Source organism: Microcystis viridis FACHB-1342, assembly GCF_014698335.1.
Lineage (GTDB): Bacteria > Cyanobacteriota > Cyanobacteriia > Cyanobacteriales > Microcystaceae > Microcystis > Microcystis ichthyoblabe_A.
This window is the reverse complement of sequence record NZ_JACJSV010000027.1, coordinates 37,690-54,881: the sequence shown is the minus strand read 5'-3', so window position 1 is coordinate 54,881 and position 17,192 is coordinate 37,690. Positions and strand designations below refer to the sequence as shown.

Annotated in this window: 16 protein-coding genes; 6 read left to right on the top strand and 10 right to left on the bottom strand. The window is 43.2% G+C overall.

The annotated features are described in order from the left end of the window. Nucleotides 1-88: 88 nt before the first annotated feature. On the top strand, nt 89-535 hold the full coding sequence (locus H6G40_RS10865; protein ID WP_242028744.1) for an MAE_28990/MAE_18760 family HEPN-like nuclease: 447 nt from the start codon (nt 89-91) through the stop codon (nt 533-535). 79 nt (nt 536-614) lie between these two features. Here the strand turns inward: H6G40_RS10865 and H6G40_RS10860 are convergent, their stop codons facing one another. The 4 genes from H6G40_RS10860 to rimO form a co-directional block, all read right to left on the bottom strand. Beyond that, entirely contained in the window at nt 615-1,406 is a 792-nt protein-coding gene (locus tag H6G40_RS10860) for a hypothetical protein (protein ID WP_242028743.1), read from the bottom strand. Between the two features lie 5 nt (nt 1,407-1,411). Continuing rightward, on the bottom strand, nt 1,412-1,765 hold the full coding sequence (locus H6G40_RS10855) for a hypothetical protein (RefSeq protein WP_069474108.1): 354 nt from the start codon (nt 1,763-1,765) through the stop codon (nt 1,412-1,414). 223 nt (nt 1,766-1,988) lie between these two features. Next, on the bottom strand, nt 1,989-3,428 hold the full coding sequence (locus H6G40_RS10850; RefSeq protein ID WP_069474107.1) for a DEAD/DEAH box helicase: 1,440 nt from the start codon (nt 3,426-3,428) through the stop codon (nt 1,989-1,991). Between the two features lie 41 nt (nt 3,429-3,469). Next, nucleotides 3,470-4,783 carry a 30S ribosomal protein S12 methylthiotransferase RimO gene (gene rimO, locus H6G40_RS10845; protein WP_069474106.1) on the bottom strand — a complete coding sequence of 438 codons (1,314 nt, stop codon included), beginning with the start codon at nt 4,781-4,783 and terminating at the stop codon, nt 3,470-3,472. Nucleotides 4,784-4,964: 181 nt separating this feature from the next. Between rimO and btpA the strand changes: the two genes are divergently transcribed. The 5 genes from btpA to H6G40_RS10820 all read left to right on the top strand — a co-directional run bounded on the left by btpA (nt 4,965) and on the right by H6G40_RS10820 (nt 9,889). After that, nucleotides 4,965-5,816 (top strand): photosystem I biogenesis protein BtpA, encoded by an 852-nt coding sequence (gene btpA / locus H6G40_RS10840; RefSeq protein WP_002733035.1) that lies wholly within the window; start codon nt 4,965-4,967, stop codon nt 5,814-5,816. A gap of 177 nt (nt 5,817-5,993) precedes the next feature. Beyond that, complete coding sequence (locus H6G40_RS10835) at nt 5,994-6,980, top strand: vitamin K epoxide reductase family protein (protein ID WP_069474105.1); 987 nt, start codon at nt 5,994-5,996, stop codon at nt 6,978-6,980. A 110-nt stretch (nt 6,981-7,090) separates the two neighbouring features. Next, complete coding sequence (locus H6G40_RS10830) at nt 7,091-8,269, top strand: DNA methyltransferase (protein ID WP_190537657.1); 1,179 nt, start codon at nt 7,091-7,093, stop codon at nt 8,267-8,269. A 117-nt stretch (nt 8,270-8,386) separates the two neighbouring features. Next, nucleotides 8,387-8,602 (top strand): hypothetical protein, encoded by a 216-nt coding sequence (locus tag H6G40_RS10825; protein ID WP_002732823.1) that lies wholly within the window; start codon nt 8,387-8,389, stop codon nt 8,600-8,602. A 48-nt stretch (nt 8,603-8,650) separates the two neighbouring features. Further along, nucleotides 8,651-9,889 (top strand): DNA cytosine methyltransferase, encoded by a 1,239-nt coding sequence (locus H6G40_RS10820; protein WP_069474103.1) that lies wholly within the window; start codon nt 8,651-8,653, stop codon nt 9,887-9,889. Nucleotides 9,890-10,037: 148 nt separating this feature from the next. Here the strand turns inward: H6G40_RS10820 and H6G40_RS10815 are convergent, their stop codons facing one another. From H6G40_RS10815 to ilvD, 6 genes are all read right to left on the bottom strand, one after another. Then, complete coding sequence (locus H6G40_RS10815) at nt 10,038-10,508, bottom strand: hypothetical protein (protein WP_069474102.1); 471 nt, start codon at nt 10,506-10,508, stop codon at nt 10,038-10,040. Between the two features lie 43 nt (nt 10,509-10,551). Beyond that, nucleotides 10,552-12,165 carry an ABC transporter substrate-binding protein gene (locus H6G40_RS10810; protein WP_190537655.1) on the bottom strand — a complete coding sequence of 538 codons (1,614 nt, stop codon included), beginning with the start codon at nt 12,163-12,165 and terminating at the stop codon, nt 10,552-10,554. A gap of 180 nt (nt 12,166-12,345) precedes the next feature. Then, nucleotides 12,346-13,266, bottom strand: a complete 921-nt coding sequence (locus H6G40_RS10805) for an FTR1 family iron permease (RefSeq protein ID WP_190537654.1) — start codon at nt 13,264-13,266, stop codon at nt 12,346-12,348. Between the two features lie 34 nt (nt 13,267-13,300). Next, nucleotides 13,301-13,735 (bottom strand): ferritin-like domain-containing protein, encoded by a 435-nt coding sequence (locus H6G40_RS10800; protein WP_002775054.1) that lies wholly within the window; start codon nt 13,733-13,735, stop codon nt 13,301-13,303. 246 nt (nt 13,736-13,981) lie between these two features. Continuing rightward, on the bottom strand, nt 13,982-14,842 hold the full coding sequence (locus H6G40_RS10795) for a tetratricopeptide repeat protein (protein ID WP_052578106.1): 861 nt from the start codon (nt 14,840-14,842) through the stop codon (nt 13,982-13,984). A 210-nt stretch (nt 14,843-15,052) separates the two neighbouring features. Continuing rightward, a complete protein-coding gene (gene ilvD / locus H6G40_RS10790) occupies nt 15,053-16,738 on the bottom strand; it encodes a dihydroxy-acid dehydratase (protein ID WP_002734426.1) in 1,686 nt (561 codons plus the stop codon). Nucleotides 16,739-17,192 lie beyond the last annotated feature (454 nt).

Genomic DNA, 17,192 nt, shown 5'->3' with positions numbered 1-17,192 from the left:
ATTTTGGGTCTGATTTGTTTTTGTTAATGATCAGACAGTACCTGATGAGCCTTTCTTTGTCAACTCTTGAGGTTGATGCGTTTCATTTTTGAATTGGCGAAAATTAAATTATCATGAACTGGATTACTGTTTCGTTGCCCTTAGTTCTAGAAAATCTATAAATGAGTTAATAAAAACCAATAAATTTAAGTTACAAAAAGAGATGATCAAAAATTTACTTGATAACCTAGAAAATAAAGCTTATATACCCTACGAAAATATTATTAACACCAAATCTAATCTCAATTTTGAAGTTTTCACTGATATCTGTACTATTCTAGGAATTGATGATAGTGATTATCAACTGCGGCAGAAAGCTATTGATGAACAACTTCTCACCCCAAGAAATAAAATTGCTCATGGCAAGTATTTAACTATCGATTATGAAGAATACATCAATACTTATAATTTAGTAATTAAATTAATCAGAGATTTTAAAGATGATCTATTAAATGCCGCCGTGACAGAACAGTATAAAAAAGTCAAAAGTATATAGGGTTAATACTAAATCCGTTGAGTATGCGCTACATATCAGAACAGGCACTCATGCAAGAGACAAAAGGGGAAATAAATAATCAGTTTTTAATAACCGGATTTAGTATGACTCCATCACTATCAAGAACTGTTCCAATAGTGGCAAGAGACGAAGTGACTAATCGGAGTAACTTGTCTTTTGTCTCTGCCAAATTCTTATCTTCTGTATTGCGCTGTAAACTTTGAGTATTATAAATTTTTTTAATTAATTCTTCACCAGCATAAAAAACATTACTATCTGAATATTTGGTTGTACTGGCTTCTTCAAAAAATATATTAATTCCCTCTGACCATTCAGCTTTTAACTCTGAGTCATCTACTTGCTCTAATAGATTATTACTAAGAGATTGAAGTTCTTGAAGCTGCGTTTTGACATGAGGTGCTTTCGCATAAATTCTTCCCCAAGTGGCCAAAAAATCAAAAGTTTGTTCGGCAATTAAAGGGGTTCCGTCCGCAAGACTAACTTTAAAAAAAGCGTCGAGGGCAGGGGCAAGAAGCGCAAAAATTGGTAATTCCCAACTATTGACAGAAGCGGTAAGAACAAGTAGGCTGATTCTAGATGGACTATCAGGGGGAATACTATTGCGAGATAAAATTGACGCAATAAATAACCAAACAACCTCATTGTTAATCTCGCTGTCATTCTGTAGAAGCTTACGTCCCAATACCCCTAAGCCGATTTCTGAAGCTTTGATCGATCCCAGTGCCAACAGATCTGCAAACTCTCTAACATGACTATCCACCCTTCTCAGATTGCCGAAAGCTCTATCAATTTCTTCTCTAGCGTTATCACTATCGCCAGAGTCTAAAAATTGTTGTACTCTTCTAAGCATCGTTGTCATTCTGTTTGGGGCGAAGGGATAAAGGTAAGACCACTGCGAATTTCAATATCTACACGGGCGTTTTTAGTTTTACGTTTAGAATCCTGAAATGAGTGCGGTTGTGCCTCTGGAGTGACACCACCTTGCTCACTAGCATTTGTAACAAAGCGTTCAGCTTTTCTAAAAGCTTGTTTCCGTTCCTCTCGTTGAAATTGATTGCATTGCCCTTTAATGTTAGCAAGAAATAATAATCCTTCTTTAGCAGTAACAGGATTTTTTCTTGCCCAAGGGCAACTGTATCCACCCTCTTGCTGGATATCGTCTCCTTGAGCTTGTACCCTCCCACGATAAGGTTCTGACGAACTCGACATATTAAATATTCAAATTTATTCATTTAAGACAATTATATGGTAATTATCAGTAAAAATGTCAAACAAAGCCCAAATACTTGATTAGAATCAATTATCAAAAGTTTAGCTATAAAATTATGTAGAATGCTTTCGACGATGTACTGGGAAATTACCTGACAAAAAAAAGTTGATAGAACCAAAACGGTCTATCAACTCTTAAAGTTATCCATTCAAGAACTAAAAATTAACGTTCTTGAAAGACGATTTTTTTGTCCAGGGAAGGACGGTTATTCGACTTAGAGGGGTACTTACTACCACCACTGCGGGGAGTTTTATTAATCACCGGTTTACTGCTCGTCGCTGCGGGAACTTCCCAATCGGTTTTCATCCACTGGGGACAATTTTGATCGTAGATCATTTGCAGGGCAGCCGCCGCGATCGCTTGTGGATCGTATTCTTCACTTAAATCCCGCACTAAAGGCAAGAAAGAAGCCATACGTTCCCCCGATAAAGCCTCTTTTAGCTGATTTTGCAGCTTGGCCAGACGTTTTGCTTCTACTTCCGCACGACTAGGAATGGGACTAGATTCCAGACGTTGACGCAGACGCTGTTCAATCTGACGTAATAAACGCCGATCGATCGGTTCTACTAAAGATATAGCAGTTCCCGTTTTACCGGCGCGGCCGGTGCGGCCAATGCGGTGAATATAGGTTTCGGCATTATCTGGCAGATCATAGTTAATAACGTGGCTGAGATTTTCCACATCTAGACCGCGGGCCGCGATATCTGTGGCTACCACTAATTTAATTTTGCCCTCGCGGAAACGTTGCACCAGTCGTTCCCGTTGCACTTGGCTTAAGTTACCGTGGTATTCATCCACCGTTTGCCCCGCTTCTTGCAGTTTGCTGGTTAATTCGGCCGCGGTTTGCTTGGTGCGGACGAAAATAATCGCCGATTCTAGGGGTTCGATCTCTAACAGGGGTTGCAGGACTTTTAATTTCGTCCAACCGCGAGGGATCAGATAAATTTTCTGCTCAATCTTAGCAGGAGCGGCCTGGGGTTGAGAAACCGTCACAGAAACGGGAGATTTCAAGAAATTAGCGATTAAATCGCGGATTTCCCGGGGCATAGTTGCCGAGAAACAGGCGGTTTGACGGGTGGAGGGGGATGCTTGCAGAATTTTCTTAACATCATCGATAAAACCCATACTGAGCATTTCGTCCGCTTCATCGAGGACTACCCAGTTTAGGGATTCTAGATGGAGTTTTTTGCGATCGAGCAGATCGATTACCCGGCCGGGAGTCCCGACCACAATCTGGACACCTTTTTCCAGACTGCGGATCTGACGTTCCATGGATTGACCACCACAGACTGTCAGGATAAAGAGACGACGATCATCAGAGAAATCTTTGATGGCGCTGGCCACCTGTTGGGCTAATTCCCGGGTGGGGGTGAGGATTAAAGCTTGAACGTTAGGATTTTTGGTGTCCATGCGTTCCAGTAAAGGCAGGGAATAGGCGGCGGTTTTGCCGGTTCCCGTTTGTGACATTCCTACCATGTCATGCCCTTCTAGAAGGAGAGGGATGGCTTTGGTTTGAATTTCCGTGGGGGTGGTGAATCCAAGCGTTTCTAGGTGTTGAATACGGCTATCGGATAAACCTAAATTGTTGAAACCAGTGGTCATAAGGGTTGTTTTGTGGGAATTAAATTAGAAAAATCGAAAAATTAGACTATTTCGCCGTAGAGATCGTAGGTATCGGCCGCGGTGATTCGGACTGGTACGATCGCACCTAGAATCGCCTCCCCTGTCACATAAACCAAGCCATCTACTTCTGGGGAAAAACGAGCGGAACGCCCGATTAATTCGCCTGTTTCTGGGTTTTCCTGTTCGATGAGAACATCGACAGTTTGACCGATATAAGCTTGATTTTTGCGCTCCGAGATTGGTTGCTGAGTTAACATCAACCTTTCGCGGCGTTCGTCCATAATTGCCTGTGGCACTGGATTGGGCAGGCCAAAAGCGGCTGTACCTTCTTCGGCGGAGAAGGTAAACACCCCGACGTGATCGAACTCATGACGCTTGACAAATTCCAGCAGATGGCTGAAATGTTCCTCGGTTTCTCCGGGGAAACCGACGATAAAAGTCGTTCGTAAAACCGCGTTCGGGATAGCTTGCTTGATCCGCTCGATAATGCCATCGTTGACTCGTCCTTGCCAGGGACGGTTCATCCCCCGCAGGATGTCGGGATGGGAATGCTGTAGCGGCAAGTCTAGATAGGGTAAAACATTCGGGCTCTCTCGGATCGCTTCGATAACCTTTGGCGTTAACCCGGTCGGGTAAGCGTAGTGAACGCGAATCCAAGGTATATCGACTTCTGCCAGCGCTCGCAAGAGTTCCGCTAATTTGGGTTCGCCATATAAGTCTAACCCATAATTGGTTGTTATTTGCGAAATGAGAATTAATTCTTGCACCCCTTGGCTGGCCAATTGTCGCGCTTCGGCCACAATGGACTCGATCGATCTCGATCGCTGATCGCCGCGCAGGTGGGGAATAATGCAGAAAGCACAGCGATAATCGCAGCCTTCGGCCACCCGCAGATAGGCGACTCCCTCGCTGGTGGTGCGATAACGGGGCAGATTTTCATCGGCGATAAAAGTGGGATCGGTGCTGACTTCTTTGACTCGTTCTCCCGTCTCTACCCGTTCGACGATCTCGACAATTTTCTGATAATCCCCCGTGCCGACAATGGCCACGGCTTCCGGCAATTCCGTCAGGAGTTCATCTTGGAAATGTTGGGCCATACAGCCGGAGATAATAATTTTTTTATTAGCTTCCGCCAGTTCCACGAGGGTGCGAACGGATTCTTCTCTAGCTGCTTGAATGAAACTACAGGTATTAACGATAACGTAATCGGCCAACTCCTCGTCATTATCTACGGGATAGCCGGCCTTGGCCAGCAGTCCTAACATATGCTCGGAGTCGATCCGGTTTTTCTCACAGCCTAGGTGTGAGATAGCGATGGTTGGCTTATTGCCCATGCGATCGAGTATCAACCAAATCTTAAACTTCTCTAATGTTAAGACATTTTAACGGATTCCGGAATTGATAAAATCATTAGCAGTTAAAATAATTTCCCCCCCGTGGAACCGTGGGTAGGCCTTCACCCTGTTAAAATGGGTGAGCGGCGCATGGTTGGGGACGCTAAGAGTAGTAGACGCTGTGAACTTAATTGCAACTTTCAAGACAAAAAACCCGATTATTGGCGTGGTTCATCTCGCCCCCCTGCCCACTTCCCCCCGTTGGGGTGGCAGTCTCAAGACGGTGATCGAGCGGGCTGAACAGGAGGCGACGGCTTTGGCTGCCGGTGGTGTTGATGGTTTGATTATCGAGAATTTTTTTGATGCCCCCTTTACTAAGCAACAGGTGGATCCCGCCGTGGTTAGTGCCATGACTTTAATTGTTGATCGCATTAAAAATCTGGTGGTCTTACCGATTGGTCTTAATGTTCTCCGCAATGATGCCCATAGTGCTTTAGCGATCGCTACCTGTGTCAATGCCCAATTTATTCGGGTTAATGTGCTAACGGGGGTTATGGCTACCGATCAGGGCATTATTGAGGGTCAGGCCCACGAACTCCTGCGTTATCGCCGCGAATTGGGGTCTGAGGTCAAAATTTTAGCGGATGTTTTGGTTAAACACGCCCGCCCCTTGGGAACCCCTAATCTGACCACGGCGGTGCAAGATACGATCGAACGGGGACTGGCAGACGGGGTGATCCTCTCTGGTTGGGCTACCGGTAGCCCCCCCAGTTTTGAGGATTTGGAACTGGCAGTGGCGGCGGCCAAGGGAACACCGGTTTTTATCGGCAGCGGGGCTGATTTGGACAATATCGGGCAGTTGCTGCTGGCTGCTGATGGGGTGATCGTGGCTAGTTCCCTCAAGCGTCATGGCAAAATTACTGAACCGGTGGATCCGATCCGGGTGTCGCAATTTGTGGAAACGGCCCGGCAGATCAACGATCAAAAGGCAAAAATTAATAATTCTCTCCCTTCTTTGCCTCTGTCCACATAACCCCTTGCTAGAATGGCGGATAGTTTCAGGGGATAGCTATCCTAAGTTTTTAGGAATTGAAAACGTCCTAATTAACACAATATGGTTAGGGAATTTTTCCTTTCAACAAAGTACATTTAGATTTCTCTCCTGACTCCTGACTCCTGAATTCTGCTGTAATTTAATCTAAATAATATTATGCGTCGTCGTTCTGTACCTTGGATTCATCGCTACTCCCGGCCTCTAATTGCGAGCATTTCGATCGTGGGAGCGATTCTGACCGGCTATTTAACCATTACCAAACTGATGGGAGGGGCTGCAGCCTGTACCGCCGGGGCTAGTGATGGGGCTGGTTGTACTGGTGTGCTTAATAGTCCCTACGCTACGGTTTTCGGGCTGCCCTTGAGTTTGTTCGGTTTTTTGGCCTATATTGCCATGGCGGTTTTTGCCCTCAGTCCTCTATTTATTAATGGGGAAACTCAGAAAAATCTCCGCAAAAGTTTAGAAAATAATACTTGGTTATTGCTGTTAGCGGGGGCGACGGCGATGGCGGTATTTAGTGGTTATTTAATGTATATTCTAGCCACGGAATTAAGGGAATTGTGTCCCTACTGCATCACTTCGGCTTTGTTCGCTTTAACTTTATTAATTCTCACAATTGTCGGTCGTGAATGGGAAGGTTTAGGACAAATTATACTGCCGATGGTTGTGGTGGCCATGGTTACTTTGGTGGGAACTTTAGCGGTTTATGCGGGAGTAAATTCCCCGACGGTGACAGGAGGAAAAGAAGAAATTACCCGGCCAATGACAGCTGCTACACCTCCCTACGGTTGGGAAGTAACCACGGTTTCGGGAGAGGCAGAAATTGCCCTGGCTCAACATTTAAAAGCAATTGGTGCGAAAGAATACGGGGCTTTTTGGTGTCCCCACTGTTACGATCAAAAACAGTTATTTGGTAAGGAAGCGGGAGAAATCCTCAAAAAAGAAGGGGTTTATATCGAATGCGATCCCCAAGGGGTTAATGGTAATCCCCAAGCTTGTCGCGATGCCGGAATTAAAGGTTTCCCCACTTGGATTATTAAGGGTCAAGAATATTCGGGAACCCAAAGATTAGAGAAATTAGCGGAGATTTCCGGTTATACCGGCCCGATGAATTTTAAATATACAGTTCTGGGACGCAAGTAGGAAAATATTGAGGGGGTTGAACCCTGTTCAGCCCCGACATTTTATAGTGTTTGTTCTCTAGATAAAGTAGAACTTGAATTTTGATTTTAGCAATAGAGGGAGATTGAAAGTTGCCAGATTTTGATCAACCTATACCCCAAGAAAAACTTGACATTATTGAGAAAACTAGAGCCAATTTATTTGTTTGGCGAGGTCAGTTTTCGCCCCAACTGATAGAGACTATTTTAAGTTTCTATTGCCCATCTAATTCGGTCATTCTCGATCCTTTTGTGGGTAGCGGAACTGTTTTACTAGAGGCAAGTTATTTATCCCTAGAAGCTTATGGATTTGAGATTAATCCCGCTGCTTATATCATGAGTCATACCTATGAATTTATCAATGATTCTCAAAAAAAAGAAGTTCTTAAAAACCTGAGAAATATCGTCGATCAAGAATTTCCTTTGAGAATTTTTGAAGTCAGTGATCAAGTAGAAAATTTAGTAGATAAATTGCAAAATACTAGGAATATGCTACCGGATCGGTCAAAGGTTTTATTTGATGCTTTGGTAATCCTTCTTGATGTGTGTAACAATAAAATTACTCAGGAATTTATTCAGAAAAAATTTTTACATCTTAGTAATATAATTACTAAGCTACCTTACTCTCAAAAGCCGATCAGGGTTGGATTATCTGATGCTCGTTCTCTACCACTAAAAAATAATCAGATAGATTTTGTTGTGACTTCTCCACCCTATATAAATGTTTTTAATTACCATCAAAATTATCGTCAATCTGCTGAAATCTTAGGATGGGATTTACTCAAGATAGCCAAGTCAGAAATTGGCTCTAATAGAGCAAATAGGAGTAATCGTTTCTACACTGTAGTACAATACTGTTTAGATATGGGTGACATTTTAAAGGAACTGGCAAGAGTCAGCAAGCAGCAAGCAAGAATTGTTTTAATTGTAGGACAAGAATCTAACGTTCTTGGCGTACCTTTTTATAATGCTGATATTATTGAAAAAATAGGTGTCAAAACCAAGCTATTCCAGAAAGTATTAAGACAAAAAAGAAAATTTAAGAATAAATTTGGTAAAGTTATTATAGAGGATATAATTAATTTTATTAACTTAAATAATCAAGTTAGCCAAGAGGTAATAGAACAAATTTCTAGAGAGGTAGCATTTGAGGTATTGGAAAGCAATAGGCTGTTTGTATCTTCAGAAAACCAGCTATGTTTAGAATCAGCAATTGCCAAAGTCAATAATATTCAAAAAACACCAATTTTAGATAAGAGATTATATATTTGACCCTGTTAATATTTAATTTTAACGAATTGAAAAGATTTGATGCTTTTTCACAATTTATTGACTATTGCTATAGTTGTAATTAAACAGTAAACAATCCCAACCCAGCAACTAACTATAATGAGCTATTTATACTCTTATCGCCATAACTTGACCCAATTATTAGAAGAAATTAATTTACAGAAACCTTCGCTCAAAATTCCTACCTTTGTTACTCATGACTTGGTAGATACTTATCAAATTTGTCGTCTAATTGATGATTTTATCTATGAAACTATCCTGAATAAGTTAAAGATGACAGTCAGGAAAATCGAAAAAGAACTTTATCAAGTTTAGCTACTTTGATGTATAGTAGAGATGTAGATAAGTTGCTAATTATTGGTTATGACTCAGGTAAATCTACAAAAAGCCGCTAATATTCTCGGTGTAACTACCGCAGAAATACTAACATGGCAAAAGAAAAAATTAATCAAAGGTCAGAAAATCAATCAAGTTGATTGGTTATTTGATCTCGAGCAATTAACCAATCTTAAAAATAACCAATCCCCCAGAGAATTGAGAATTTTACAAACTGTTGAGCCAACTAATTACACGGTTATTGAATTATTTGCTGGCTGTGGTGGTATGGCTTTAGGTTTAGAAAATGCGGGACTAAAAACCCAATTACTGGTGGAAATTAATCAAGATTGTGTTAATACTTTAAGACTCAATCGACCGCAATGGAATGTTATAAATCAAGACATAAAAAAGCTTAAATTTTCCGATTTTAGAGACAAAATAGATGTTATAGCTGGAGGTTTTCCCTGCCAACCTTTTAGTTATGCTGGGTTAGGAAAAGGATTAGAAGATTTGAGAGGAAGCCTATTTTTTGAATTTGCTCGTTGTTTACAGGAAGTGCAACCTAAAATCGCTATAGCCGAAAATGTTCGAGGATTATTAAGCAATAAAAAAGGAGAAACTCTGCAATTAATGCTGCAAGCTTTACAGGAAATCGGTTATTATGCTGCTTATCAAGTTTTATCGGCTCAATTTCTTGATGTTCCCCAAAAAAGAGAAAGATTAATTATTATTGCCACCCGTCAAGACCTAAATATTAAACCCATTTTTCCCCAATATAAAAATTATACTATTTCTCTGAAAAAAGCCTTAGAGAATTGTCCAACTTCTCTAGGAGTAGAATATAAAGAAAGAAAAAAAGAGATTATGTCCTTAGTTCCCCCAGGAGGAAATTGGCGTAATTTGCCGATGGATATTCAAAAAGAATATATGAAAAATAGTCTCAAAAATCACGGCGGACGGACAGGATATGCTAAAAGATTATCTTGGGATGAACCAGCTTTAACTATTACCTGTAGTCCGGCACAAACCCAAACAGAAAGATGTCATCCCCAAGAAACTCGTCCTCTGACTGTGAGAGAATATGCACGAGTGCAGTCCTTCCCCGATGATTGGCAATTTACCGGTAATTTAACCTCTCAATATCGACAGATTGGTAACGCTGTTCCCGTGAATATGGCCTATCATCTTGGTGGCTGTTTAATTAATATGTTGCAAGGGGATTATCTGGGGGAAACACAGCCAAAAACTGAACAGTTAAGCATTCCGGGGTTAGAAGTTAATTAATTTTGACTAAAAGTAAATAGTTTTTACCTAATCAGCAACAGCTGCAGAAAAATTAAGTAGCTAGATACAATTAATTACACATATCTAACTACTTCTTCCATGAGTGCATGAGTTCCTATCCTCAGCCAGAAATTGATTTTGTCCGATTTTACTGTGCGGGGGGAATAACTTCTAATGGAATACTTTCAGTTTCTCCATCTTTAGATGGATTGACATCCAGACTTTTTTCTGCATCTGGAGTTTTTTCCACCGCTTTGGTTTCTGGGGTGGGGGGATTTTCGGGGGGTACTTCTGGACTGGGGTTATTTTCCGGGATGGGAGTGAATTCCACTGGAGTTTCGCTTTCAGGAGAGGGGGAAACTTCGGGGGAAGCTTCGCTATTGCGGGTAGTTTCTGCGGGAGTTTTTTCTATCCGGGGAGATTCTGGGGTAGTTGCGGGGGTAGTTGCGGGGGGAGATTCCCGGGTAGTTGTGGGGGTGTCTTCGCTGGTTTTTTCTTCTTCCTGGGGACAAGCTGCCGATTCTAAACCGAGATGACATCGGACTTCCTCCCGTCCCAAAGATACGGCAATTCCCGACACCGACATTAATAAAGCTAGGATGGGTAAGATATTATTCATAAAATTAGACTTGATTCTACTCCTCGACATCACATTATCTATTTTAGATAGGATCGAACTGATATTGAGAACCCTTTGGCCCCTCATTGCCGCGATTAGCGCGTACTAGGGGAACTTGGTTAAAAATATTAAAATCCGTGGTGTTTCCCTGCAAGGTGATTCCTCGATTTAAAGTTTCGACTACAGTAGCACGGTCAGAACTTTTAGCGATCGCTTCTCCTAATACTTTCATGGTATCGTAGGCGGTAGCAGTACGCCAACTGACGCGACCGCGCCAACTTTTCAGCGCATCTTTGGCAAAAGGATCCGTTGCTTGGAAACTCCAAGGTACTGCTAGAACTAATCCGTCGATGCTATCCGCTCCTTGAATGAGTATATCGGGTGTATAAAGTTCATTTCCGCCTAATAAGAGCATTCCAGACGATTCTTGGGCAATAGCCACGGCTTGATCGATGCGATCGCCATCTTTACTGAGGGCCAAAAATACCACCTTAGCGCCGGCTTGTTTTGCCTGATCTATGGCGGTTTTAGCGTTAAAATTGGCTTTGGTGGTGTCTATTTCCTTAACTATCTTGCCTCCCGGTTGCTTTATTGCTTTAGCAAAGGAATCCCTTAATTTTTGACTATAGGGACTATCGGAATTATAAAAAAGAACCACTGACGGAGAATTCTCTTGCTGACTAGCATAATTAGCCAAAGTTTTGGCCACTGCTTCCAGATAACTACCGAAAACTTCCTGAGATTTATCGTCAAGGGGAATAGTTTTCAGGGTTGATTTTCCCGTTTGACTAACACGGGTAGTCAGGGGAGAAAGAATCGCTAATCCTTCTTTTTCGTAACTTTCAATCGCTTTTTGACTAAAAGGATCGATTCCGTGGCCCATAACTGCCAAAACTTGACCGGATTCAATCAGATCATCGGCTATCGCTTTTGATTGTAACCCACCGCCATCATTAGCGATGACTATTTCCAAAGGATTACCCGGATTAGAATTATTAAACTCCTCTTGATACCTGGCCACACCTCGGAGAATTTCCTTGGCGCTGTTGGGGTCGTTAGCGATGGGGACAACAACGGCTATAGTCTTTTGATTACCTTTTTGTCTAGCTTTGGCGTTATTGTAATAGATTTTGCCTTCTGGATCGTTTGCTTGGGGAGTGGCTGCTAGTTGATAAGCTGCGATCGCATTTGCCCAATCTTCCTTTTTAAAGGCCGCTGCGCCTTTTTCTTTGTTAGGAGTGGAATTAAGCAGTATTTTCTCACCTTGGCTAAATAAATCGGGATTTTTAGCCGTATTACTCACAAAAGTTGCCTCGGTTTGCTTGTCTGGGGTTTCTTCTGGTGTAACTTGGGAAGTATCGGGTTTGGGAATCACCATTTGCAATAGACTCCAACCCCCTAAACCTGCGGTTAAAGCGGTAATTATCAAAGCGAAGGGAAGTAACCAGTTAGATTTTTGGCCGACTCTAGTTGTACCCCCCGGGGAGACGACAACCGTGGTTTTAACCGTCGTTGTGACGGGATCCATCGCTTCCCTAGGTAGGCCACAGATAGGACAATCAGGAGTAGTATTTTCGCAGGGTTCATGACCCCCCGCAGTCGCTTGCGGATAAGTTTTACCATCTTTAGGGATACCGTCACATTGCCAAGTAGTCATAATCAGTTATCAGTTATCAGTGGGTAAGTTATCAGTTATCAGTGGGTAAGTTATCAGATTTGAGTTTTAAGTGAGCAGTATGTGTTAAGTGAGCAGTATTAAATAGCAGTTTCTTGCCATCTTTTCACTGTTTACTGATTACTGATTACTGTTTACTGGTCACTGTTTACTGTTTACTGATCACTGTTTACTGGTCACTGTTTGAGGACGTTGTCGTAAGCTTTGGAAATAGAGGCCACCGATAAGCAGTAAAAAGAGGATATAAGCAACAATTTGACTGATATAGAGGTTTTGACGATAACCAAACAGGGATTTGAGGAGGAGTCCGGGGAAAGTGCGATCGCTCAAAATTTGGGAACCGTCCCAAACTTGAAAACCGAGAAGACAGGAGGAGGGGAGAGAAGGACAGAAATGGCGATAAAAGGGGTCAATTTCACTTAAAAGACTGATTCCTGCGTCGATATGTTTCAAAACACCGATGAGTAATCCCGCAACGATTAAGAGGAGGAAAGTCCCCATAATTTGGAAAAAGAGACGGATATTAATTTTTACTCCCCCCGCAAATAGGAGAGTTCCCAACAAGGTTGCGACGCTTAACCCCGCTATCGCACCGAAGGTTTGTATCTGCCAATCTTTTTGGAATTGGGCCAGGATAAAGAGGACAGTTTCAAATCCCTCCCGCAAGACAGCGATAAAAACGAGCAGAAAAATCGCTTTTCCTGCCCCATTTTCCGCTTTTAAACCCGCTTTTACCGCACTTTCTACCTCAGATTTCAAAGATTTGGCCTGTTGAGTCATCCAAATTAACATCCAACTCAACATCAAAACGGCAATCAGTCCAAAAGTGGCGGCCAATAATTCCTTGATCATTGGTACGAATGGACTAGGAGAGGCATCCACTTGCAAAAGGATTCCCCCTAGCAAAACACCGACCAAAACACTAGCCACTACTCCCGCACCAATACCACGATACACCCATGAGTTAAGTTGCGATCGACCGGATTTTTGTAAACAAGCGAGGACAATTCCCACCACTAAAGCGGCCTCGAAACCTTCCCGGAGAGTGATAATAAAAGTGGGTAAAGCGGAACTAAGATTCATAAGCTAGTCGATAAACTCTAGCTTTGATCCTAGCTTAAGCAAAATCCCGCAGCATCTTGCGAATTTCCATATTGTGTAATTCTTCTTGTCCGATCATACCGCGAGCGAATTCTTCTAGGTAAATACTGGCATCTTCGACGGTTTCTAGGAGTGCTTTGTACAAATCAAGGGATTTTTTCTCATGATTGAGGCTCTCACTCAAGATTGCTTTGATATTATGTTCATAGCTTTCCTCGATGGGGGCAATTTTTAAGCTAGGATGACCTTCTAAACCGGTGAGAATTTCCCCAACTTGTTGCGCGTGGGTGAGGGACTCCGTGGCCTGAGTCTGGAAAAATTGGACGATGGGGATGCGATGGGGACCTGTCACCATCAGGGAATAGTGGGTGTAACGGACAACTCCCGCTAGTTCAAATTCCATGATTTCGTTCAGTTGTTCGATGGTTTTGTCTCTGTCTAGTTCTCGCATAAGATTCTCAATAATTTGTCTCTAATTGCAATTGTAGCTAATCCAAACCGGCTAAATGAATCTAAAAACCTTGTTGGCTAATATTTTTAGGCTTTTTTGCCATCAAAAAAGTGCTAGATATTGGAGCAATCCGGGGGAAGTTTTAGGCACTTTTTCCCTGAAAATGCCTAAAATCCCACACACCCCACGACAAACCCTTTCAGCAAACCCTAGGTGCTGAATCGAGGCAACCGAGTCAAAAAGAATTTAGCTGGGGGAATAGCAACTCAAGAGGTCATTAAAGGTTTCATTTTGCCTTAAACCATCGAAAACAAAGTTATTACGCACTAATTCGCCACATATATCCGGTTCTATGTCTAGAGCTTCGCGTAAACAGTTGATCGCTTTTTCTTGTTGACCGAGGGCGGCATAACAGCAGGCGGCATTATACCACGCATAGCGATCATCTCGATCGATTTTTAACGATTCTTCATAACAGGCGATCGCTTCTGGTAAACGCTGTAATGCTTGTAAGATCACACCCTGTTGATACCAGGACCAGTAATCTTGCGGTCGGATATCGAGGGCGGTACGATAATTAAATAAAGCCTCTTGGGGATTGCCCCAATCCCGGAAAGCGTCGCCACGTCGATACCAGGCCCAATAATCCCGGGGTCGCGCCCCCAAGGCCAGATCATAGAAAGTGATAGCGCGTTCGTAGTTTTTGAGCAATCGATAGGCCTCCCCTTGCCGGTAGGCTGCCCAATAGTCCCCCGGACTATGACTTAGGGCCCGTTGAAAACAAGCGATCGCTTTTTCGTAGTCTTTTAATTCCTGTAGATAAACACAACCTTGATCGTACCAAGCCCAATAGTTATCATCCTTTACCTGTGCAGCGTTAGAGTAACTTGCAGCCGCTTCTTCATACATTCCCAAGTCTTCTAGTATCATACCCCTTTTGTACCATGCCCAATAATCATCTGGATAATATTCTAAGGCTTTTTCGTAGCTGATTAAGGCTCCCAAATAGTCCATTCTTTCTCTTAAAATATTGCCTTGGTCATACCAGTCCCGATAGGTATCTGGACGGCATTCGAGCGCTCGATAGACAGTAAGTAGATAGGTCATAGTCATTAATCTATAGTAATTAGGTTCGTCAGTCTTATCAGTTATCAGTTATCAGTTATCAGTGGGAGTGTTGGGTGAGCAGTGGGTGCTTTTTCCCTGAAAATTAGGTAGTTGACCACCTGAAAATCGATAAAACCCCACACCCTACACCCCACACCCCACACCCTGCCACCACCGAAAAGCTTTTTGCCGCAAACCCTAGTTATACTTTTAGAACAGATTCAGATCTGTTAAAGCGCCGAGACTGCTAGAGGAGACTAACTTGGCGAATTTGCCGAGAATTCCCGTTTTATAGCGTGGGGGACGCGGTTGCCAATGGTGACGACGACGGGTTAATTCTTCCTCCGATACATTTAACTGCAAGAGACGCTGACGAGCATCAATAGTGATTTGATCCCCCTCCTCGACTAGGGCAATTGTACCACCCACCGCCGCTTCCGGAGCGACGTGACCGACCACCATGCCATAGGTTCCCCCGGAAAAACGACCATCGGTAATTAATCCCACGGAATCCCCTAAACCGGCGCCGATAATTGCCGAAGTGGGGGCTAACATTTCCCGCATACCCGGTCCGCCTACTGGTCCCTCGTAACGGACAACCACCACATCCCCGGCTTGAATTTTTCCGGCTAAAATTGCCTCTAAACAGGTTTCTTCCGACTCAAACACCCGCGCGGGCCCAGTGATGACCGGAGTTTTCACGCCGCTAATTTTGGCCACAGCCCCCTCTGTGGCCAGATTTCCTTTTAAAATGGCTAAATGACCCTCTTTATAGACAGGATTGCTAAAAGGACGGATAACATCTTGGCCTGAGGGCGGTTGGTCGGGAATATCGGCTAAAATCTCGGCGATAGTCTGACCGCTAATGGTGAGAGCATCCCCGTGTAGTAAACCATTAACCAGGAGAATTTTCATCACTTGGGGAATACCGCCAGCTTTATGCAGATCTACGGTAACGTAACGCCCGGAGGGTTTAAGATCGCAGATAACTGGTACACGCTGGCGGATGGTTTCAAAATCATCGATCGATAATTCTACCCCGATGGTGCGGGAAATGGCTAAAAGGTGCAGGACAGCGTTAGTGGAACCTCCCACCGCCATAATTACCGAAATGGCGTTTTCAAAGGCTTTACGGGTCAAAATTTGGCTAGGGAGAATCTGTTTTCTAACCGCCTCGACCAAAACCTTGGCCGATTCTTCGGTACTATCGGCTTTTTCCTCATCTTCGGCGGCCATGGTCGAGGAGTAGGGTAAACTCATCCCCATGGCTTCAAAAATGGAAGACATGGTATTAGCAGTAAACATTCCACCACAGGAACCGGCGCCGGGGCAAGCGTTGCGTTCGATCCCGATGAGGTCTTCTTCACTGATTTTACCGGCGCTGTACTGTCCCACGGCTTCAAAGGAACTGACTACGGTTAAATCGCAATCTTTGTAGCGCCCCGGTTTAATCGTGCCACCATAGACGAAAATAGCGGGAATATTCATCCGGGCCATGGCAATCATTGCCCCCGGCATATTTTTGTCACAACCCCCAATAGCGAGGACTCCATCGAGACTTTGACCATTACAGACGGTTTCAATGGAATCGGCGATTACCTCCCTAGAAACGAGAGAATATTTCATCCCTTCTGTTCCCATGGAAATCCCGTCACTAATGGTGATAGTCCCGAAAAGTTGCGGCATTCCCCCCGCTAATCTGGTGGCTGCTTCGGCACGCATTGCTAAATCATTAATTCCCATGTTGCAGGGGGTAATGGTGCTAAATCCGTTAGCGATGCCGATGATTGGTTTGCTAAAGTCCTCATCCCCAAAACCTACCGCTCTTAACATGGCCCGATTGGGACTGCGTTGGGTACCTTGGGTAACAATGCGACTTCTGTAGTTATCTGCCATAACTTTATCTTTCTCCAATGGCGGCTGACGGGTGCGATCGCTACTCAAGTTCTCTAATCGCACCTTTATTTCTATTTTCTGACTTTTGGCCGCTCTGAGCAGGTTTTAGGACAGCCCATCTCTAAAGAAAATATAAAACTGCGGGATGATTCAGGGGACAGGAGGTAGCAGCGGGAGTGTATCATCGATTTGAAAAAAGCTGGAAATCCTGTTTAAAAGGTATAGAAAATGGCGTTGCTGAATCAAGATATGAATACTAATTGTACATCCTATCCACAAGTTAGCTTAGTCCTAGGTTTGGAACACTACCTAAAGGACAATTGATACCAAATCCGACTTATAAAACCCAGTTATGAATTAGGTATCTTGAAGCCAACTATGATAGGATAGGATGGCTTTTTAATTTTTCTCCTTATTTGTTGGTATTCAAATAGAAGTGATCAAAAGATTTACA